At 49.4% G+C, this 19,734-nt stretch carries 19 protein-coding genes and 3 pseudogenes; 17 read left to right on the top strand and 5 right to left on the bottom strand.

Annotation, left to right across the window (positions count from 1 at the left end; translation table 11 throughout):
* The first annotated feature begins 52 nt into the window (after positions 1 to 52).
* From A0V43_RS13300 to A0V43_RS13290, 3 genes and pseudogenes are all read left to right on the top strand, one after another.
* Positions 53 to 990, top strand: a pseudogene (locus A0V43_RS13300) (nucleoside recognition domain-containing protein).
* Positions 987 to 1,631, top strand: a complete 645-nt coding sequence (gene ppaX, locus A0V43_RS13295) for a pyrophosphatase PpaX (RefSeq protein WP_063193295.1) — start codon at positions 987 to 989, stop codon at positions 1,629 to 1,631. Before A0V43_RS13300 ends, ppaX begins: the two are co-directional and overlap by 4 nt.
* 20 nt (positions 1,632 to 1,651) lie before the next feature.
* Positions 1,652 to 2,149: an acyltransferase gene (locus A0V43_RS13290; RefSeq protein ID WP_063193871.1), complete on the top strand. Its 498-nt coding sequence runs from the start codon at positions 1,652 to 1,654 to the stop codon at positions 2,147 to 2,149.
* 296 nt (positions 2,150 to 2,445) lie between these two features.
* Here A0V43_RS13290 and A0V43_RS13285 read toward each other — a convergent pair whose 3' ends face one another.
* Complete coding sequence (locus A0V43_RS13285) at positions 2,446 to 3,621, bottom strand: ISL3 family transposase (RefSeq protein WP_033015914.1); 1,176 nt, start codon at positions 3,619 to 3,621, stop codon at positions 2,446 to 2,448.
* 459 nt (positions 3,622 to 4,080) lie between these two features.
* On the opposite strand from A0V43_RS13285, the gene A0V43_RS13280 reads away from it, so the two are divergent.
* Positions 4,081 to 5,112: an amidase domain-containing protein gene (locus tag A0V43_RS13280; protein WP_063193294.1), complete on the top strand. Its 1,032-nt coding sequence runs from the start codon at positions 4,081 to 4,083 to the stop codon at positions 5,110 to 5,112.
* 584 nt (positions 5,113 to 5,696) lie between these two features.
* Positions 5,697 to 6,185 (top strand): hypothetical protein, encoded by a 489-nt coding sequence (locus A0V43_RS13275; protein ID WP_063193293.1) that lies wholly within the window; start codon positions 5,697 to 5,699, stop codon positions 6,183 to 6,185.
* Positions 6,186 to 6,651: 466 nt separating this feature from the next.
* On the opposite strand, the pseudogene A0V43_RS13270 reads toward A0V43_RS13275, so the two are convergent.
* From A0V43_RS13270 to A0V43_RS13260, 3 genes and pseudogenes are all read right to left on the bottom strand, one after another.
* Positions 6,652 to 7,368, bottom strand: a pseudogene (locus A0V43_RS13270) (ISL3 family transposase); the annotation flags it as partial.
* A 92-nt stretch (positions 7,369 to 7,460) separates the two neighbouring features.
* Positions 7,461 to 9,128 carry an IS1634 family transposase gene (locus A0V43_RS13265; RefSeq protein WP_015374097.1) on the bottom strand — a complete coding sequence of 556 codons (1,668 nt, stop codon included), beginning with the start codon at positions 9,126 to 9,128 and terminating at the stop codon, positions 7,461 to 7,463.
* 167 nt (positions 9,129 to 9,295) lie between these two features.
* A pseudogene (locus A0V43_RS13260) lies at positions 9,296 to 9,760 on the bottom strand (helix-turn-helix domain-containing protein); the annotation flags it as partial.
* Positions 9,761 to 9,946: 186 nt separating this feature from the next.
* On the opposite strand from A0V43_RS13260, the gene A0V43_RS19245 reads away from it, so the two are divergent.
* Positions 9,947 to 10,234, top strand: a complete 288-nt coding sequence (locus tag A0V43_RS19245; RefSeq protein WP_335339923.1) for a VanZ family protein — start codon at positions 9,947 to 9,949, stop codon at positions 10,232 to 10,234.
* Positions 10,235 to 10,831: 597 nt separating this feature from the next.
* Here the strand turns inward: A0V43_RS19245 and A0V43_RS13255 are convergent.
* Positions 10,832 to 11,464, bottom strand: coding sequence for a type II toxin-antitoxin system PemK/MazF family toxin (locus A0V43_RS13255; protein ID WP_236930829.1), 633 nt, complete (start codon positions 11,462 to 11,464; stop codon positions 10,832 to 10,834).
* Between the two features lie 931 nt (positions 11,465 to 12,395).
* On the opposite strand from A0V43_RS13255, the gene A0V43_RS20530 reads away from it, so the two are divergent.
* The 11 genes from A0V43_RS20530 (at position 12,396) to hisIE (ending at position 19,709) form a co-directional block, all read left to right on the top strand.
* The gene (locus A0V43_RS20530) at positions 12,396 to 12,743 is read left to right on the top strand and encodes a hypothetical protein (protein ID WP_236930828.1); all 348 of its coding nucleotides are present in this window, start codon (positions 12,396 to 12,398) and stop codon (positions 12,741 to 12,743) included.
* A gap of 67 nt (positions 12,744 to 12,810) precedes the next feature.
* The gene (locus A0V43_RS13240) at positions 12,811 to 13,995 is read left to right on the top strand and encodes an ATP phosphoribosyltransferase regulatory subunit (RefSeq protein WP_013524599.1); all 1,185 of its coding nucleotides are present in this window, start codon (positions 12,811 to 12,813) and stop codon (positions 13,993 to 13,995) included.
* On the top strand, positions 13,985 to 14,146 hold the full coding sequence (locus A0V43_RS19855; protein WP_164834622.1) for a hypothetical protein: 162 nt from the start codon (positions 13,985 to 13,987) through the stop codon (positions 14,144 to 14,146). Before A0V43_RS13240 ends, A0V43_RS19855 begins: the two co-directional genes overlap by 11 nt.
* A 27-nt stretch (positions 14,147 to 14,173) precedes the next feature.
* Positions 14,174 to 14,797, top strand: coding sequence for an ATP phosphoribosyltransferase (gene hisG, locus A0V43_RS13235; protein ID WP_063193291.1), 624 nt, complete (start codon positions 14,174 to 14,176; stop codon positions 14,795 to 14,797).
* A gap of 138 nt (positions 14,798 to 14,935) precedes the next feature.
* Entirely contained in the window at positions 14,936 to 16,210 is a 1,275-nt protein-coding gene (gene hisD / locus A0V43_RS13230) for a histidinol dehydrogenase (protein WP_063193290.1), read from the top strand.
* Between the two features lie 3 nt (positions 16,211 to 16,213).
* On the top strand, positions 16,214 to 16,801 hold the full coding sequence (gene hisB / locus A0V43_RS13225) for an imidazoleglycerol-phosphate dehydratase HisB (RefSeq protein ID WP_063193289.1): 588 nt from the start codon (positions 16,214 to 16,216) through the stop codon (positions 16,799 to 16,801).
* 5 nt (positions 16,802 to 16,806) lie between these two features.
* Positions 16,807 to 16,935: a hypothetical protein gene (locus A0V43_RS20810; RefSeq protein WP_257722291.1), complete on the top strand. Its 129-nt coding sequence runs from the start codon at positions 16,807 to 16,809 to the stop codon at positions 16,933 to 16,935.
* Positions 16,932 to 17,573 carry an imidazole glycerol phosphate synthase subunit HisH gene (gene hisH / locus A0V43_RS13220; protein WP_063193288.1) on the top strand — a complete coding sequence of 214 codons (642 nt, stop codon included), beginning with the start codon at positions 16,932 to 16,934 and terminating at the stop codon, positions 17,571 to 17,573. The genes A0V43_RS20810 and hisH overlap by 4 nt, the downstream gene beginning before the upstream one ends.
* Positions 17,573 to 18,307 (top strand): 1-(5-phosphoribosyl)-5-[(5-phosphoribosylamino)methylideneamino]imidazole-4-carboxamide isomerase, encoded by a 735-nt coding sequence (gene hisA / locus A0V43_RS13215; protein ID WP_063193287.1) that lies wholly within the window; start codon positions 17,573 to 17,575, stop codon positions 18,305 to 18,307. Before hisH ends, hisA begins: the two co-directional genes overlap by 1 nt.
* Complete coding sequence (hisF, locus tag A0V43_RS13210) at positions 18,304 to 19,062, top strand: imidazole glycerol phosphate synthase subunit HisF (protein WP_063193286.1); 759 nt, start codon at positions 18,304 to 18,306, stop codon at positions 19,060 to 19,062. Before hisA ends, hisF begins: the two co-directional genes overlap by 4 nt.
* Positions 19,059 to 19,709 (top strand): bifunctional phosphoribosyl-AMP cyclohydrolase/phosphoribosyl-ATP diphosphatase HisIE, encoded by a 651-nt coding sequence (gene hisIE, locus A0V43_RS13205; RefSeq protein ID WP_020755648.1) that lies wholly within the window; start codon positions 19,059 to 19,061, stop codon positions 19,707 to 19,709. The genes hisF and hisIE overlap by 4 nt, the downstream gene beginning before the upstream one ends.
* The last annotated feature ends 25 nt before the right edge of the window (positions 19,710 to 19,734 follow it).

The raw sequence follows: 19,734 nt of genomic DNA, 5'->3' as shown, positions 1-19,734 counted from the left end.
TTGAGGTTTCATCGCACCGCGGCATGAAGGCAAGCAAAGGAGAGAGGAGAACATGACAGGAATGTTGCAGCGCGGCGTGCTCGCCGGGCTGAAGACCGCGTGGGCGCTTGGGAAAATTATTTTTCCAGTGACGCTCATTTTAGCGCTGTTGCAGCCGACGCCGCTGTTTTCGTGGCTCATTGACTTTGTCACGCCGTTCATGAAATGGTTCGGCTTATCCGGCGATGCGGCTGTGCCGCTTGTGCTCGGCAACTTGCTCGGGCTGTATGCGGCGATCGGGGCGATGCTGACGATCGAGTTGACGGTGAAAGAAGTGTTCATTCTCGCGGTCATGCTTTCCTTTTCCCATAACTTGATCGTCGAGTCATCGGTCGCCTCGCGCACCGGCATGAGCGTCTGGCTCATGATCGTCGTGCGCGTCGGGCTCGCTGTCGTGTCAGGTTTGTTGATCGCCCATTTCTGGGACGGGGGCAGGAGATCGCCCGATACGGGTTTGTCACGCATGAAGCCGCCCCGCCGTCCGGTTGGGGAGAGATCATCTTGGCGGCGCTGAAAAAAGCGGTTACCGGCATTGTGCAGCTCGTCGCGATCGTCATCCCGCTCATGACGGTCATTCAAATTTTAAAAGAACGCCACTGGATCGAGACGGTTTCGCGCTGGATGGCGCCGGCGACCAAGATGCTGGGCATGAGCCCGAACACATCGCTCACGCTCGCGGCCGGCTTTGTGTTCGGTCTGGCGTACGGAGCGGGCGTCATGATTCAGGCGGCGAAAGAAGACGGCGTCTCGAAGCGCGATTTAACGCTGGCGTTCATTTTTCTTGTGTCATGCCATGCAGTCGTCGAAGATACGCTCATTTTCGTCCCGCTTGGCATCTCTGTTTGGCCGCTGCTTTTCATCCGCTTGGTGACGGCGGTGCTGTTGACCATGGCGGTGGCATTCGTTTGGCGCCGTTTTGAACATCCCATGAGAAAGGAAGCCGCTTCATGACGATTCGCACGATTTTGTTTGACCTTGACGGCACATTGATTGATACGAATGAGCTCATCATCCAGTCGTTTTTGCATACGCTGGAGAAGTACTACCCGGGCCGCTACGGGCGCGAGGACGTCCTGCCGTTCATCGGCCCGTCGCTGTATGAGACGTTCAGCTCGCTCGATCCGGAACGGGTCGAGGAGATGGTGAAGACGTATCGCACGTTCAACCACGCCCACCATGACGAACTGATCCGCGAGTTTGACACCGTGTATGAAACAATCGAAACGCTCCACCGCCATGGCTTTCGCCTCGGCGTTGTGACGACGAAAATGCACGACACCGCCCTGATGGGGTTAAGAAAAACGCGGCTGGCGCCGTTTTTCTCGTGCGTCATCGGCCTCGATGACGTCACGCGGCCAAAGCCCGATCCCGAGCCGATTCACAAAGCGCTTGGCATGTTGCAGTCAACGCCGGACGAAGCGCTCATGGTCGGGGACAACTACCACGACATTTTGGCCGGCCAAAACGCCGGAGTGAAAACAGCCGGCGTCGCCTGGGCGATTAAAGGGCGCGAGTATTTGGAACAATATGAACCGGACTATATGCTGGAAAAAATGAGCGACTTGTTGGCCATTGTCGGCATTAACGAATGAAAGGGGGAATCGTTCTCCCGGTGAGACGAACGACAAAATACCCTGTCCAAGGGGCGAACTCGCTCTGGCAATTGTACCGCACCGTATCGTTTTGGAAAGTGCTGAAAAACGTCATCATCATTCAAATCGGGCGCTACACGCCGTTTTTGCCGCTGAAAAACTGGCTGTACCGCACGTTTCTCGGCATGAAGATCGGCGAGCAAACGGCGCTCGCCTTTATGGTCATGCCGGACATTCTCTTCCCAGAAAAAATTTACATCGGCCGCAACTGCGTCATCGGCTACAACACGACGATTCTCGCCCACGAATATTTAGTGGACGAATACCGCCTCGGCGATGTCGTGATCGGCGATGAGGTGATGATCGGCGCGAACTCGACCATTTTGCCCGGCGTGGTGATCGGCGACCGCGCCGTCGTCGCCGCGGGCACCGTCGTCCATCAAGACGTCCCGCCCGGGGCGATGGTCGCCGGCTGCCCGATGCGCATCGTTCGCCGGAGTGAACCGCCTTCCGATTGAACGGGGGCGGTTTTCCATTTTGGAATAGGAAAAAATGAAAGAAACGAAAAAACAGAGAGTCTGTTTTTTGTCCCCTATAAGTTAAACTTCCAGTTGGATTTATATAGGATCAATGATGAAAAAATGATGAAAATATGAAACTTTTAGGTGGCAGAGCAAAAAATTGTTGATTTTATTCTTTTTTTATTTTACAATTTATACAGATATTTCTTTTTATAGAGATAAATTGATTTAAAGGAGATAAGAGTATATATAAAAAAATATTGGTTCATCACCAAAAGTTGTACTTGCACCTGTCATGAAAGTATGTTAGCTGTTTCTAGCCGAACCCGCAATGCAAAACGCTGGATATTTCTGTATCCGTATCCCCGACGTTTCATCAGCTTGATCTTGTTATTTGTTCCCTCCATTTTCCCATTTGAATAAGGGGATAAAATGCACGATATGATTTCGTCTGTTCGTTTGACGAGTGATTTTGCGATGGCGCGAACAGCAGAACAAGGACAAAACAAATACCGATGAACCCAGGCGTTCAAACGACGTTTCGCTTGTCGCTCGCTTTGGCTTTTGGATACATAACGAAAATGTTGAAGGGATTGATAGACAGCCTGCAAGGAATCGCTCTCTTTCTGCCACTCCCGCACCGTTTGGCGCTCCTCCTCGGTGAGTTTCTCGGGGCACTGGGTCAATAAGCGGCAAACATACCGAACATGCCCATGTTTCTTGTTCCCTTTTCCGAAGGATTGGCGGCATCGATCCAACGCTTCCGTAAACAATTGAATCACATGAAAATAATCGACCACATGCTTCGCTTCCGGACACACCCCTTGAATGGCTTTTTTCATCGCTGGAGCCAAATCGCTCACGACATACTGAACAGAACCAGACACAGGAGCCAACACACGTCCAATGGCTTCCTCGTTCTTTCCTGCTTCAACGGCATACACTTCTCCCGTTTCGGCATCCATGACTGCCACTCCGTAATCATGTCCTTTTCGAAACGCAAACTCATCGACACAAACTGCCTTTGGTTGGATGTCATTCGATAGGAAGGAAGGGGCATGGGTATAAAACCAGCGTTCAACGGTCGTGTACGGAAGCTTGAGCATACGAGCCACCGCCTGAATGGATGTTCCGATGCAAGATTGCGCCACCCATTGCTGAAACGCATCCGTCGCTGCACTTCGAGGGGAAATTCCGGGATAAGACGTGCTGAATGTCATGCCACATGTACAACAACGTCTACGCTCCACAGGGAGTTCCACCCAAAAGATGCCGATCCGTTGAGCATACCCATGCATCCATTGCTTCTTTTTTCCTGTCATTTTGATCGTGCGTTTCAAGCAAACAGGACATAACGGGCATTGTTCGGGAAGAGAAAGTTCGAAAATCCAACGTTCTTCTTCTTTTCGCACCTTTTGAATCAAAACATCTGGTAAATCGATGAGTTCTTTGATAAACTGAGCGTACATGCGAATTTTCCTCCAATGGTTTGGTTTGGACACCTTTACCATACAGGAAAATTCGCATTTTTTGTATCCTCTATTTTCCCTATGCATACCTATCTTAAAATCTCAAGTACAACTTGTGGTGAAGAGCCAAAATATTTTCGTCAATTGCACTTAGTTTATCATTAGTGCTGCCCACAATAGCTTTGGCTGCAGGAAGTATATACATGCTCATTGAAAAATGAACATTTGTCTTCTCTTGCAACGAGCTTCCTTCCCCATGGCTCAGTTTACAGATTGAGCCGACAGGAGCTTTGGGGAAATGATGGTACGTTATCATCAATGATTATAGAGATCTATGGTACATCCACATACATTTTCTCCATCATAGCTGAATTTAACCAGTAGTAACGGTAGAGTTTACTCTCTTAATTCTACACAAGGATTTAATAAATAGAGTTAGTTTCTAGGAGGGGAGTTTTAATGACAAAAACACGGAAACTTTTAGTGGTGTTTATACTTGTACTTGGTATAGTGGCTACAAATGCACGGACACCTATTTTTGCTGAAAAACCTAATGCTAACTTAACTCAAGAAAAGATGAAACCAGAGAATATACGAATGTTAAAAGTACCTGATGTAGATAAAATGAAAGCAAAAAATAAAGGGTTGGCAGAACACAAAGAAGCTATTAAACTGCTAGAAAAGTTTATCAAAGAAAATAACATTAATATAATAGTAGACTTGGATAATGAGAGATTCCAAAGATTTATTAAACAATTTGCCTTTGGTCATCAAGTATTTACAGAGGAAGAAAACAAAAAAATTGTTGGGTTGGTTAAATTTATAGACTTGTACGAAAATTACGAACAAAATAATAAATTAAAAAAATACAAAGACAAATTAAAAAATAATGAAAATTTAACGAAAGAGGAGCTAGAAGATTTAAAGGAATTGTATGGTTTCTTTCATGAACTTTTTCAGAATTTAAATGGTAATATTGTTGCAGCTGGTTCATATTCTGGAACAAAGGCGAGAGATTACGCTTATACGTGGTGGGATGATCGTAACAATACCCAATACGGTTATTATTCTAAATACTATAATTGTTATGACTGTTGGAATGATTGCACAAACTTTGTGTCTCAAGCGCTAAAATATGGTGGTAAAACAGAAATGAATGATCCATATTTTGCTTCAGATCAATGGCAATGGTATTATAGAGATTGGCCAAAACCTTCAAATAGTTGGGGTGGCGCTCATAACTTTTATAATCACTGGAAGCATTGGGCTACTCTAGCTAAATACGATATTGATTTAGTTGTGGGAGATGTAGTAAACGCAGATTTTAGTGGAGATGGTCATATCGATCATACAGCAATTGTAACTTTGGTATCTAACGGAAATCTATATGTTACTCAGCATACATCGGATAAAAAAGATGCCCCGCTTTCTGCATGGTTTAGTAGTGGATATAAGGTTTACGGTTGGAAAATGGGAACAGATTCTCATTGATTTGACGGTGTTGCAAAATCAGAGTAAAAATTCAAAAGTGTGCATGATTCCACATGTGGTAAGTAGCAATGAACTCCATACCAACGAGATTGTTCTAATCCGTTGAAAATAACTAAACTGGCCGAGGATGTTCACCAACTGCCGGAGAGGGTCGAGCGCAAAGTAAGTTTTCAAAAAGAAAAATTTTGAGCAGGGCTTTTTTCCATATTGGTGATCTCCCTGTCACATGTGGTATTTCCAGAAAAGAAAGTCGATCGATTATTGAAATAATGGTTTCTAAAAGAGAGCAGTTGCGCCTAACAATGCACGTCTTTCAAAATGTGACTGGTCGTGAAATTCGCATCGTCACGAATGTGCTAAAAGAACCCACAGAAAAGTTCCATGGGCAGCGATCTGCCCTCCACCCGGGGATGAAAATGACCGCTTGCCGACGGGATTTTCACGGAAAAGACTGCAGAGATGTATCAAACATGTTGAACCGTTAAAGTGTTTTTCCACTGGATCAAGTAATATTTGAACGTTCCAACTCTAATTTGATATGGGGGAAAACTCTGTATACGACAGGGGGAAATCAGGAGGAATATATGAATAAAATCCTATTAATTACGTTATTTATAACATTATTAATTGGTTGCCAACCAGAGTACAGTTATTTATTAAATGATATTAATAAAAAAAAGATTAAGGCTGTAACTATTCAGTATTTAGAGGATAAAGTTGCTTTTAAGAGCAAAAACGGCAAACCCTTTTGTTCCTATAAAGAGTTAGGTAGTACAAAAATATCTAACTCCGAAATTCGATACTATATTTATGGATATTGTTTAGAGTTCACAAATAAATTCGAGAAAGGAAGTGGTTTAAAGATCCCGATGGCATTAACTATTGATTTAGAAAGTGAATCTGTAAAGAATTTTAATATGCCGAGAGACAATAAGTACTTAGAGGATATCAAAAAGATATTCCCTAACAATATTAAGATCGATTTAAGTAATTCAGAAAAAGCAGAAATTGAAACGGAAATTTTTCAAAGAGCAAAAAAGTATTATGAATCACGTTCTGGTACTGTAAATTAATGCGTTATTTCAGAACAAAATGGCCTCTTTTTTGCAAGTCGTGTTTTGCGAGTTAATCTGAATACAACTGGAAAGTTTTACTGATTGATGGTTGGTGGAGAAGTAGGTGCTCCATTTTTTTAACTGACGGAGGCAAGCCTTTGACTTGCCTTCGTCACGCGTTCACGTGACAATCGAAAAATGTTAAAACTTCAACGTGCATTTGTATAGTTATTCTATATCTTACTTTTTTGAAACAGGTTTAACGGGTCAAACAAGAAGTTTCACAGGTGGTAAAGATTTAGTGGGAGTGTTTTACTCGGTAGCGTGTCGTGATTACAATTGTAATAATACTTTTGACACTACAGATACATTCAACGTAGCCTTATATAGAGATGGATTTTGGTCAGATGATTATATTGGCTCCAGTAAAGCTCCCCGGTCTGGAAATAAAACGGTTCATCACCAAAAGTTGTACTTGCACCTGTCATGAAAGTATGTTAGCTGTTTCTAGCCGAACCCGCAATGCAAAACGCTGGATATTTCTGTATCCGTATCCCCGACGTTTCATCAGCTTGATCTTGTTATTTGTTCCCTCCATTTTCCCATTTGAATAAGGGGATAAAATGCACGATATGATTTCGTCTGTTCGTTTGACGAGTGATTTTGCGATGGCGCGAACAGCAGAACAAGGACAAAACAAATACCGATGAACCCAGGCGTTCAAACGACGTTTCGCTTGTCGCTCGCTTTGGCTTTTGGATACATAACGAAAATGTTGAAGGGATTGATAGACAGCCTGCAAGGAATCGCTCTCTTTCTGCCACTCCCGCACCGTTTGGCGCTCCTCCTCGGTGAGTTTCTCGGGACACTGGGTCAATAAGCAGCAAACATACCGAACATGCCCGTGTTTCTTGTTCCCTTTTCCGAAGGATTTGCGACATCGATCCAACGCTTCCGTAAACAATTGAATCACATGAAAATAATCGACCACATGCTTCGCTTCCGGACACACCCCTTGAATGGCTTTTTTCATCGCTGGAGCCAAATCGCTCACGACATACTGAACAGAACCAGACACAGGAGCCAACACACGTTCAATGGCTTCCTCGTTCTTTCCTGCTTCAACGGCATACACTTCTCCCGTTTCGGCATCCATGACTGCCACTCCGTAATCATGTCCTTTTCGAAACGCAAACTCATCCCCGAGTTCGACAGTGACTAGGCAAACAAAATGCCTCTCGCCCCTTGATGCAAAAGGGACGAGAGACATTTGGGCACACTTCGGGCGTGTATCTAGGCGCGAGGATGGATGCCTAGGATCTTCGGAGGAGGCTCCAGCCCTAGAGCCGTAAAGAGTTGCGCTTGTTTGGCCGTCAGCTCGGTTCGTTGATAAAGGTCGCCGTTTTTGGAAGAAAAATGTCCAAGCATAAGACGCTCACATTCATCCCTTACTTTCGGCCACGATTCATGAGTCCGGATCTCTACGATCCGAACTAACAAGAGAGCCAGCCAACTGAGCAGCACATGCGCCCGGATGCGGTCTTCCAAGCGATGATACATGGGACGCAGCTCAAGTGTCGATTTCAACGTCCGAAAGGCCTGCTCGATATCCACCAGCTGCTTATACCCGATGGCGACATCTTCCGCAGACAAGGTATCGTCGGATGTTCGGATGAGATATTTGCCGTCATACTTTTCCGCTTCACGAACCGCCTGCTTGTCGATGCGAAGCGTTCCATCCTTCAACTGGCGCAAGTATTTTCCGTAGGACGGATGGGAACGCAGCCGGCAGGTGGCCTTATGATGAGCTTCATTGGGGAGTTGGCGAAGCCCCTCCAACTCCTCTTTCAGCGATTCGAGCAGCGTTTCCCGTTCCTTGCGTTGGCGTTCGGCTTCGCTGGGATTGTACACGAGAACATAGCGCTGACGCGCTTCTCCGTCGCCCACGATGATTTCTTTGATATGCAAGTTCTCGCGAACTTGTTGGTAGCGCCCGCGACGGCTTAGGGCCTCTTCGACGGCGGCTTTGCCGGATCGCATTTTTTCGCCGACAATATAGTGTCCCCCGGCCTGTTGCAAGATTCGCAAATTCTCTTCAGAGGAAAAGCCGCGGTCCATGACGCTGATCACACGTCCAAGCTTCCAGCCAATCAAGTCTTGTTTCACCTGTTTGATGACCGTCATGTCCATGGTATTGCCAGGCCATACCCAAGCGCGAATCGGGATTCCTTCCCGGGTGACAGCCAGCCCAATGACGATTTGAACCAAATCAGGACGCTTATCTTTGGAAAACCCCTGCTTTCGAAGCGATTCTCCTTCCGGTGTTTCAGAGGGATCCACTTCGAAGTACGACGAAGTCGTATCAAAGTAAATCAAATCGACTTCCAGGTTCAATAAATCGGCCACGGCATGGAACACTTGGCGTTCCAATTCCGGCTGCACAGCCAGCAGCTCATCCATCGCCCGGTATAACTGGTGGCTGGCGACTTGGGGAAGATGAGGGATATGCACGTCCTTCTCCACCCACTCCTCCATCGCCAACTTGCTTGACGGATGAAGGGCACGATTCGCCACCATGGCAAAAATGAGCCGTTCCAACGGAATCTGATGATGTCGGGAGGCAAACAAGGAGTGGAGAATCTCTCCCAATCCCAGTTGTCTCCAGAGCTGATCCAAAAGCCAAGCGCCACCAAGGCGTTTGCTTGATTGAAACTGAAAGTCATCCGACACTTCTCCTGTCAACGTCTCGATTTCCCAAGCCTGCTCAGGAGAAAGGAATCGCGAAATGCTTTTGGCCAGACGCTCCAAGACAGCGCGATCCACCTCGTCTTCGCGCCCAAACGAATAAATCACCTTCGCTTTCGCATATTTGGCCTTCGGATCCCATTCGTTGTGAGCAAGCTGAAGATATGCAACAGTCGTTCCATCTTTGTTTTTGCGTGTGACTCTCCGTATGTACATGCCTATATTATAAACGATATTCGGCTATTTTAAAAGGTTAAATCATCAAGTCGTGTGCCTATGAAATTCAGCGTTTTTTTCTAGGATCCGCATCGTGAAATCCTTGATATTACAGCATTTTAACCATTTTCATTTGCCTAAAATGGCCTCAAAACTGTCGAACTCGGGTCATCGACACAAACTGCCTTTGGTTGGATGTCATTCGATAGGAAGGAAGGGGCATGGGTATAAAACCAGCGTTCAACGGTCGTGTACGGAAGCTTGAGCATACGAGCCACCGCCTGAATGGATGTTCCGATGCAAGATTGCGCCACCCATTGCTGAAACGCATCCGTCGCTGCACTTCGAGGGGAAATTCCGGGATAAGACGTGCTGAATGTCATGCCACATGTACAACAACGTCTACGCTCCACAGGGAGTTCCATCCAAAAGATGCCGATCCGTTGAGCATACCCATGCATCCATTGCTTCTTTTTTCCTGTCATTTTGATCGTGCGTTTCAAGCAAACAGGACATAACGGGCATTGTTCGGGAAGAGAAAGTTCGAAAATCCAACGTTCTTCTTCTTTTCGCACCTTTTGAATCAAAACATCTGGTAAATCGATGAGTTCTTTGATAAACTGAGCGTACATGCGAATTTTCCTCCAATGGTTTGGTTTGAACACCTTTACCATACAGGAAAATTCGCATTTTTTTGTACCCTCTATTTTCTCTATGCACACCGATCTTCAATGATCAAGTACAACTTGTGGTGAAGAGCCAAAATATTATCGTTACACTCAATTGGAACAGGTTTCGCACAAATTGGGGGCAACTTTTTGTTGCTACTTCCTCTAGGAATATATCTGCCACTTTTATTTTATAGAGTGAATAGCTTTAAAAGAGTATCTTTCATTGTTTGTTTATGCTCATTCATGATTGAATCTATGCAGTTTTTCATTTCTTTGATATTAAATTATCATTATAAAGCAGTAGATGTCGATGATGTGATATTGAACACATTGGGAGGACAATTTGGTTACCTCATATATCGAATCACGATTCCTTCAATTGAAAGGAATGTTGATTTATCACGTTTTACAAACAACTTGAGATTCAAGGAATAGCTTATCATTTCGTCCTGCCCGGAGCGATGGCCGTCGGCTGCCCGATGCGCATTGTCCGCACGAACAAACCGCCTTCCGATTGAACGGGGGCGGGTTTTGGTTTGGAAAAATGAGGGGCCAGAAAAAGTGAGGGAATTGTTTACCTGAGTTCGACGATCACGACACAAACAAAATTCCTTCCATCCCCATCACCTTTGCTTTCCTCCATTTGATCTTTGGATCCTATTCGTTGTGAGCAAGATGGAGATACGCCACGGTCGTTCCGTCTTTGTTTTTGCGTGTGGCTCGTCGCATGTACATGCCTATATGATAAACGATATTGGGCTTTTCATGTCTAACCTGTTTAGGTGAGAATGGGAATAACAACTTTCGGTGAAAGTGGATAAGAGAGAGTTCACAAGATGCAAAGTCAGCGAAACACGTAAAAAGCCACCCCGTAAATGGGGCGGCTTTTCCTTTTGGACCGCGCATGCGGCGGTCAGTTGAAAAATATTTTTGGCCGCACTTGAGTTCAAGGAACCCAAAGGGCATTATTTATCGTATGCTTGTTTTCCGAATCTCATGCAAAGAAGATAATAAAGCATTTTGACAGAAGTGTCAAGAACGGTTTTCTGGATCTTTTCTAAGTTTAGTGTACATCCTACGGATTTTTTCGTCAATCAAGTCCATTTGTTCGCTTGTTAATTTGAAAACGCCGTCTTTTGCTTTTTTGGGTTTGAAAATGCGAATTTTGCTTATAGGGCGCATTTGGTTTGGAATGGCCACTGCCTTTTTTTCGTTCAGTCCCTCAATCGTACCTAAAAAGACCGAGTCTTTATGTACATCCTGTTCTGTTTCGTTTTCGTCTAATGAAGATAAAGGAACGACGTTGACGACGGGATTGTTTTTTGAACTATCGCGAATGACAACAGCATAGTGCATGCCGCCGAATTCAGCGCCGACATTAAAGCCAAAATGCGCTAAAACGATTTCTGACCGCTTATAAGCTCTTAGGTAAGATGGGTCAAATGTTTCTTCCCAGACGAGATATTTGTTTTGTGTTTCAAGCCACTCAATAAATATTCTTCCCCGCTTTTCGTCCATATTCTCAATGATTTTTTGCAGTTCCATTAGCTGTCTATTCATTTCTCTTACCAAATCTTTATTCTCATGCAACTTTTTTAACATGGTTTCTCTCCTCTCTCCGTTAAAACGATCATTGAGGCTTTGTATCTCTAACCGCAATTCCATCCCCCCATCAATCCGCAAACCTTTATAAAGTCGACAGCCCTTAACGAGTTGTTATTAATAGATGAACGAAATGTCACAAATGCTTGGCGATCGCAGCCATGTTGTTTATGTCGGATTCGGCTATCATGATTTTTAAAGTATGCTTAAATTCCATGACATCTAGAAATTTTTGGCTCTTCACCACAAAGTGTACTTGACAAAGAAAGACGATTATGATAGAGAAAATCAAAACAGCATTTTTCCTTTTTATACCACACATCTCTTTGAGCAACATTGCTATCATGTTTGTCTTTAAAAGTCAAGTACATCTTTTGGTGATGAACCAAATTTTTTTCAATATTTTCACTTACCAACAATTATAGCACTGAAACATCGAATTCATTAAAGAGACAAAATATTCATTATTGAGCACCATCTATTGTGGGATCGACGACAGTCCGCACGAATGAACCGCCTTCCAATTGAATGGGAGCAGGGTTTTGTTTGGAAAAATGAAGATTTCCAGAAAAAGTGATAAAAAGATTGGGACACAAAGAACATTTATAATGCGACTGATGAAGATCGTCTGTCGGGCGGAGGTTTTCTATATGATTTAACCAGTACGGCGTATGACGCGAAAGGAACGACGTATGTGTATTTAATTGGCAATGACGAGTCAAAAATCAAATCAACAACTTATTCTGCCTTTAAGGCTTGGTACGGGCATGACACATGGGCTGCGGATCTAGGAATCTCTATTGGGCTGCCAAGGGGTGCGGAGATCGTTGCAAATGTTAGTTTCGGCAATGAAGAGTATACGACGGCGTCTACATCCATTTATAATCCTAGCTTAAGCTATTAACTAGGGTGGTCATTCTATGAACAAATTACGCGGCTTTGTTACTATACTGGTTTTTAAGTGTGAGCATAATGATTAGGAACGAACAAAACAGTGGCAGCAAATGTATTTCCTGCGTTTTATCCTTTAGAAGTGGATTTAAGCACTAATCAACTGACTTACAATAGAAACGAGGTTGTGCGTTGGGTCGTGAATATAGCTGGCGGCTCATCTTACCGACCAAATTTTACTGCCCATTTTACCGATACAAAAGGGAATAGCTACCGGATTGAAAATCTAAATAAGTACTCTACTTTGTTAGGGATTTATTCCATTAGTGTGGATAATCGCCTATGCGACATGGAACGAAACGGACAAGCGCTTCTTGTTTTTGAAGCGATCTTGTCCGTTTTGTTATTTATAAAGCATTCCCCCCTTGACGCTGTGGCCGCAAAGGAGTAAACTACTAATAACTTCACTTCTCTACCATATTAGCAAACTAAAGCATTTTGATAAAGGGCGTGGGGACATGGCAAAAAAGCTGTTTATGTTTGAAAAACCGTTAGGCATGCGCGATACGCTGCCGTTTTTATATGAGTTGAAAAAACAAGTGCGCTCGGTGATGGCGGAGGAAATTGAGCGCTGGGGGTACGAGTTTATTGAAACGCCGACGCTTGAGTATTATGAAACGGTCGGGGCGGCGTCGGCGATTGCTGATCATCGGCTGTTTAAGCTTCTCGACCAGCAAGGGCATACGCTCGTGCTTCGGCCCGATATGACGGCGCCGATCGCCCGGGTGGCGGCGTCAAGGCTTTATGAAGACGGCAATCCGCTCCGGTTGGCGTACAACGCCAATGTGTTCCGCGCCCAGCAGCGTGAAGGCGGGCGGCCGGCGGAGTTTGAGCAGATCGGTGTGGAGTTGATCGGCGACGGCACGGTGACGGCCGACGCCGAGGTCATTAGCTTAATGGTCGCGTTGTTGAAGCGCGTGGGGTTGGGCCGCTTTTCGGTGGCGGTCGGCCATATTGGGTATGTGAACGCACTGTTTTTGGAGATTTTAGGGAATGAGGAGCGGGCGAGTGTATTGCGCCGTTTTTTATATGAGAAAAATTACGTCGGCTACCGTGAACATGTGAAGTCGTGGCCGCTTTCGTCGATCGATCAAAAGCGGCTGTTGGATCTTCTTTCCTTGCGCGGTGGAACGGACGTGATTGAACAGGCGAAAACGCTCGTCACAAGCGAGGAGGGGCGGCGGTCGGCCGATGAGCTGGCGGCGCTCATGGCGGCGCTTCGGACGTACGGAGTGGCCGAGGCGGTGAAGCTCGATATGGCGCTTGTCAGCCATATGAGCTATTACACTGGCATTTTGTTTGAAGTGTACGCCGAGCAGGTTGGATTCCCGATCGGCAACGGCGGGCGGTATGATGATTTATTGGCGAAGTTCTCGCGCCCGGCGCCGGCGACGGGGTTTGGGTTGCGCGTCGATCGGTTGATTGAGGCGATTGGGGAAACGGATGTGCGCGATGACATCGAGTGCATCGTGTTCAGCCAAGAGCGGCTGGCGGAAGCGGTGGAATTGGCCGAAGTGAAACGGGCGGAAGGCAAGCGCGTCGTCTTGCAGCACATTGCCGGCATTCGTGATATTGACGCCTACAGCCAGCGCTACCGGTCGATCGTGTATTTGCTTGGCCGCAGCGGGCGCGATGGGCAGTGAACATAACAGAGAAGGGGCCGCCGGTTGGTCATCGACGCTGTTGAAAACGGCAGCGATTGGCGGGACAGAGCGGATGCGAAGAACGGACGGGAGAGGCTGCCCATGGCGGTGGAGAGCATGCGGTGTACTCGAGGACCAGCGCCGCATTTGACATGATGAGGAGCAAGGAGGAAGAATGATGCTGACGATTGCCATGCCAAAAGGGCGCATTTTTGAAGAGGCGGTCGAGTTGCTGCGGCGAGCGGATTATGCGCTGCCGCCGGAATTTGACGAGTCGCGCAAGCTCGTCATTGATGTGCCAGAGGAAAACATGCGCTTTATTTTGGCGAAACCGATGGATGTCGTCACCTATGTCGAGCATGGGGTCGCGGATTTGGGCATTGCCGGCAAGGACGTGCTGATGGAAGAAGAACGGGATGTGTACGAACTGCTCGATTTGCAAATCAGCCGCTGCCATTTGGCGGTCGCCGGGCTGCCCGGCGCCAAGATGAACGAGATCGCACCAAGGGTGGCGACGAAATACCCGAACATCGCGTCAACGTATTTTCGCGAGCAAGGCGAGCAAGTCGAAATCATCCGCCTGAACGGATCCATTGAACTCGCCCCGCTGATCGGCCTTGCCGACCGGATCGTGGACATCGTTTCCACGGGGCGGACGCTCAGAGAAAACGGGCTTGTCGAGCTTGAACGGATCGCCGAGGTGACGTCGCGCCTGATTGTCAACCCGGCGAGCTACCGGCTAAACGGCGGGGACATTGAACGGTTGGTCGAGCGATTGGCGGCGGTGATCCCACAATCGTAGAAAAAGGTGGAAACAGGCGGGTGTCCGCAGAGAGCTTGATGGAGGCGCGGCGTTGGCGGCTGGCGGGGCGGCGTCCGCCGCGCCGATGGGGTTTCGACAGATGTGAACCGATGGATGCTATAGAAAGGGGAGCGAACGATGAAAATAGAACGGATCCGAGGCGGCGTGTCCCTAAGGCGCACGATTGAAAGCGGAACGGAGGAGCAGCGGCGCGCGGTGCTTGATATCATCGCCAACGTGCGCGCCCGCGGCGATGCGGCGCTCAAAGAATATACAGAACGGTTTGACGGCGTCCGCTTGGATTCGCTCAAGGTGACGGAAGAGGAAATGAAGCGCGCGCATGCGGCGATGGACGCGGAGATGCTTGAGATCATTCGCCAAGCGGCGGCGAACATTCGCGACTACCATGAGCGGCAAAAGCGCGAATCATGGTGGATGACGAAAGAAGACGGCACCATTCTCGGACAAAAGGTGACGCCGCTCGATGCGGTCGGGTTGTACGTGCCAGGCGGGACGGCCGCTTATCCGTCGTCTGTGCTGATGAACGTTATTCCCGCACAAGTGGCGGGGGTGAAGCGGATTGTCATCACCTCGCCGCCAAACCAAGACGGCGCGCTTCCGGCTGGCGTGCTGGCGGCGGCCTATGAACTTGGGGTGACGGAAATTTACAAAGTCGGCGGCGCGCAGGCGATCGCCGCGCTCGCGTACGGGACGGAAACGATCCGGCCGGTTGACAAAATTTTCGGGCCGGGCAATATTTATGTGGCATTGGCGAAGCGGGAAGTGTTCGGGCATGTGGCGATCGACATGATCGCGGGGCCGAGCGAAATTGTTGTGCTGGCGGATGAAACGGCCCGACCGGATGAGATTGCGGCCGATTTGTTGTCGCAAGCCGAGCATGACGTGCGGGCGTCGGCCATTTTGGTGACGCCGTCGATGAAATTGGCGCTGGCGGTGGCGAGCGAAGTCGAACGGCAGCTTGAAACGCTGCCGCGCCGCGACATTGCCCAAGCGGCGCTTGAGAATTACGGCGCCATTTACGTCACCGAGACGCTTGAGGAAGCGGTCGATGTTGTGAACGAACTGGCGCCGGAGCATTTGGAAGTGATGACGGTGGAACCGCTCGCGCTGCTCGGCCGGCTCCGCCATGCGGGAGCGATGTTTTTCGGCCGCTTCAGCTCCGAGCCGGTCGGCGACTATTTCGCCGGGCCGAACCACGTGCTGCCGACGAACGGGACGGCAAGGTTTTCAAGCGGCTTGAGCGTCGATGAGTTTGTGAAAAAATCAAGCGTGATCGTTTACAGTGAAGCGGCATTGAAACAACATGGAGAAAAAATCGCCGCCTTTGCCCGCCTCGAGGGGCTCGAGGCGCACGCGCGCGCCGTTGAGATGCGGCTGAAGAAGGGGGAATGAACGATGGCAAGGGAAGCGACGGTCGCGAGAACGACGAACGAGACGAGCATTGAGCTGCGTTTGGCGATTGACGGCGAAGGAAAAGCCGAACTGGAAACGGGCGTGCCGTTTTTAACCCATATGCTCGATTTGTTCGCCAAGCACGGCCAGTTCGATTTGCGCATTGACGCGAAAGGCGACACGCATATTGACGACCACCATACGACGGAAGACATCGGCATTTGCCTCGGGCAGGCGGTCAAGGAAGCGCTTGGCGACAAAAAAGGAATCAAGCGGTACGGCAACGCGTTTGTGCCGATGGATGACGCCTTGGCGCAAGTTGTGATCGACTTGAGCAATCGCCCGCATTTTGAGTTTCGCGGCGAGTTTCCGGCAGCGAAAGTCGGCGCGTTTGATGTCGAGCTCGTGCATGAGTTTTTATGGAAACTGGCGCTTGAAGCGCGGATGAACTTGCATGTCATCGTCCATTACGGGCGCAATACGCACCATATGATCGAAGCGGTGTTTAAGGCGCTCGGGCGGGCGTTGGATGAAGCAACGATGATCGACCCGCGCGTCAAAGGCGTTCCGTCGACGAAGGGGATGCTGTAGCATCCATGGGCGTTGGGTTGGCGAAAGCGATCCGGCAGGCCGTCCCAAGGGGCGGCGGCTTGACGAATTTGCGCGCCGGCGAAATCGGCGCGCAAATTGGCGGGAACATGATGGCAATGAAAAGGATGGGATGACGATGATCGGGATCATCGACTATGGCATGGGCAACTTATACAGCGTCAGCAAAGCGCTCGAGCGGCTCGGCTGTCCGTATGTCCTAAGCGGCGACAAAGAGGAGCTCGAGCAGGCGCGCGGGCTGATTTTGCCCGGTGTCGGCTCGTTTCGCGATGCGATGCACATTTTAAATGAGACAGGCCTAGCTGCTTTCATCCGTTCGGCGGTTGAAAACGGCACGCCGCTGCTCGGCATTTGTTTAGGGATGCAGCTGTTGTTTGACGAAAGCGAAGAAAACGGGCCGACAAAAGGGCTTGGCTTGCTTCGCGGCCGCGCCGTCCGCTTTCCGGGCGTCACGAAAACCGGCGAGCCATACAAAGTGCCGCACATGGGCTGGAACCGGCTCCGCTTCCACCGTTCGTCGCCGCTCCTTCATGGCGTCGAGGAAGGGCATGTCTATTTTGTCCATTCGTATTATGTCATTCCAGGGGATGAGGACGTCGTGCTCGCGAGCAGTGAATATGACGTTGATGTTCCGGCGGTCGTCGGGCGCGGCTGTGTGTTTGGCACACAGTTTCATCCGGAAAAAAGCGGTGCGGTCGGCATGAGCATCTTGAACAATTATGTCGGCATCGTCACGGGAAGGGGGAACGGCTGATGGCGGCGTTTACGATTTACCCGGCGGTCGATATGCGCGGCGGCAAGTGCGTCCGCCTGCTGCAAGGCGATTACAACAAAGAAACGGTGTACGGCGATTCGCCGGTCGCGATGGCCGAGCAATTCGCCGCTCAAGGGGCGGAGTGGATTCATATGGTCGATTTGGACGGAGCGAAAGAAGGGCGCCGCGTCAACGACCGGTTTGTCATTGAAGCGGCCCGCTTGGGCGTCAACGTGCAAGTGGGCGGCGGCATCCGGACGGAAGAGGATATCGTGCATTATTTAGAAAATGGGGTCGCCCGCGTCATTTTAGGAAGCGCGGCCATTTCCGATCCGCCGTTTGTGAAAAAGATGCTCCAAAAATACGGCCGCCGCATCGTGATTGGCATTGACGCCCGCGACGGCTTCGTGGCGACAGAAGGGTGGCTGGCGACGTCGAACGTCAAGGCGGAAGAGCTCGGGCGGATGCTCGCTGAGGCGGGGGCGGAGACGTTTATTTTCACCGATATTGCGACCGATGGCACGTTGTCGGGCCCGAACATCGCCGCCGCGGTCCGGTTGGCCGAGGCGACGGGAAAAGAAGTGATCGCTTCTGGCGGCGTCAGCTCGCTTGACGATTTGCGCGCGCTCTGCCAATATGCTGGACAAGGCATCGGCGGCGCGATCGTCGGCAAGGCACTTTATACGAATCAGTTTACGCTCGCGGAAGCGTTAAAGGCGGTGAGCGGGCGATGATCACGAAGCGCATCATCCCGTGCCTCGATGTGAAAGACGGGCGCGTCGTCAAAGGAGTGCAATTTGTCCAGCTGCGCGATGCCGGCGATCCGGTGGAGCTCGCGAAGGCGTACGATGAGCAAGGGGCGGACGAGCTCGTGTTTTTGGACATTTCCGCTTCCCATGAAGGGCGGAAAACGATGGTCGATGTCGTCGAGCGCGTCGCCGCCGAGCTCGCCATTCCGTTTACGGTCGGCGGCGGCATCCACTCGCTTGAGGATATGAAGTGGATGCTTCGCGCCGGGGCGGACAAAGTGTCGCTCAACACCGCCGCGGTGCTCCATCCGACCTTGATCACGGAAGGGGCGGACTTTTTCGGTTCGCAATGCATCGTCGTCGCCATTGACGCGAAATACGATGAAACGCTTGGTTCATGGCGCGTCTATACGCACGGCGGCCGCAACGCGACCGAATGGGAAGTCGTCGCGTGGGCGCAGGAAGCGGTCCGTCTTGGCGCCGGGGAGATTTTGCTGACGAGCATGGACGCGGACGGCGGCAAAAACGGTTTTGATATTGAGTTGACGCGCAAAGTGAGCGAAGCGGTCTCGGTTCCGGTCATCGCCTCGGGCGGCGCTGGCAAGGCGGAGCATTTCCTCGAAGCGTTCGAAAAAGGGAAAGCAGACGCGGCGCTCGCGGCATCGATTTTCCATTACAAAGAAACGTCGGTCGGGCAAGTGAAAGCGTACTTGAAAGAAAGAGGGGTGAACGTGCGATGACGGCGGATATTTGCTTTGATGAAAAAGGGCTGGTGCCCGCGATCGTCCAAGATGCGCAAAGCAAGGAAGTGCTCACGCTCGCCTATATGAACAAAGAGTCGCTTGAAAAAACGCTGGAGACCGGAGAAACATGGTTTTACAGCCGCTCGCGCCAAGAACTATGGCATAAAGGGGCGACATCTGGAAACGTGCAGCGCGTTGTTGACATCCGCTACGACTGCGACGCCGACGCCCTGCTCGTTCTCGTCGAGCCGGCCGGCCCGGCTTGCCATACCGGGTCGTATTCCTGTTTTTCCCGCTCGTTGGACGGCGCGGCGCGCACGCCGGCGGCCGACCGGTTCGCCATTTTGAACGAGTTGGAACAGATCATCGCCAAGCGCGACGCCGAACGGCCGGAAGGGTCGTACACGACGTACTTGTTTGAAAAAGGCGTCGATAAGATTTTGAAAAAAGTCGGCGAAGAAGCGGCGGAAGTCATCATCGCCGCCAAAAACCAAAACCACGAGGAATTGAAATGGGAAGCAGCCGACTTATTGTACCATTTGCTTGTGCTGTTGCGCGAACAAAAGCTGCCGCTTGACGCGGTGCTTGCGACGCTTGCCGAGCGGCACGCGCAAAAGGCGGGAGCGGGCGACAAAAAAGAATAAGATGGTTAGGTGAGAAAAAGGAACG

It is taken from the genome of Geobacillus sp. JS12 (genome assembly GCF_001592395.1).
GTDB lineage: Bacteria > Bacillota > Bacilli > Bacillales > Anoxybacillaceae > Geobacillus > Geobacillus zalihae.
Note: the sequence above shows the minus strand (reverse complement) of the source record. Positions and strands in the feature narration are given on the sequence as shown.

Excerpts from the sequence above, each read along its gene's own strand:
- ppaX (WP_063193295.1), top strand. The coding sequence starts at position 987 with ATGACGATTCGCACGATTTTGTTTGACCTTGACGGCACATTGATTGAT.
- A0V43_RS13285 (WP_033015914.1), bottom strand. The coding sequence starts at position 3,621 with ATGTACGCTCAGTTTATCAAAGAACTCATCGATTTACCAGATGTTTTG.
- A0V43_RS13280 (WP_063193294.1), top strand. The coding sequence starts at position 4,081 with ATGACAAAAACACGGAAACTTTTAGTGGTGTTTATACTTGTACTTGGT.
- A0V43_RS13275 (WP_063193293.1), top strand. The coding sequence starts at position 5,697 with ATGAATAAAATCCTATTAATTACGTTATTTATAACATTATTAATTGGT.
- A0V43_RS13265 (WP_015374097.1), bottom strand. The coding sequence starts at position 9,128 with ATGTACATACGGAGAGTCACACGCAAAAACAAAGATGGAACGACTGTT.
- A0V43_RS13255 (WP_236930829.1), bottom strand. The coding sequence starts at position 11,464 with ATGGAATTGCGGTTAGAGATACAAAGCCTCAATGATCGTTTTAACGGA.
- A0V43_RS13240 (WP_013524599.1), top strand. The coding sequence starts at position 12,811 with ATGGCAAAAAAGCTGTTTATGTTTGAAAAACCGTTAGGCATGCGCGAT.
- A0V43_RS19855 (WP_164834622.1), top strand. The coding sequence starts at position 13,985 with ATGGGCAGTGAACATAACAGAGAAGGGGCCGCCGGTTGGTCATCGACG.
- hisG (WP_063193291.1), top strand. The coding sequence starts at position 14,174 with ATGCTGACGATTGCCATGCCAAAAGGGCGCATTTTTGAAGAGGCGGTC.
- hisD (WP_063193290.1), top strand. The coding sequence starts at position 14,936 with ATGAAAATAGAACGGATCCGAGGCGGCGTGTCCCTAAGGCGCACGATT.
- hisB (WP_063193289.1), top strand. The coding sequence starts at position 16,214 with ATGGCAAGGGAAGCGACGGTCGCGAGAACGACGAACGAGACGAGCATT.
- A0V43_RS20810 (WP_257722291.1), top strand. The coding sequence starts at position 16,807 with ATGGGCGTTGGGTTGGCGAAAGCGATCCGGCAGGCCGTCCCAAGGGGC.
- hisH (WP_063193288.1), top strand. The coding sequence starts at position 16,932 with ATGACGATGATCGGGATCATCGACTATGGCATGGGCAACTTATACAGC.
- hisA (WP_063193287.1), top strand. The coding sequence starts at position 17,573 with ATGGCGGCGTTTACGATTTACCCGGCGGTCGATATGCGCGGCGGCAAG.
- hisF (WP_063193286.1), top strand. The coding sequence starts at position 18,304 with ATGATCACGAAGCGCATCATCCCGTGCCTCGATGTGAAAGACGGGCGC.
- hisIE (WP_020755648.1), top strand. The coding sequence starts at position 19,059 with ATGACGGCGGATATTTGCTTTGATGAAAAAGGGCTGGTGCCCGCGATC.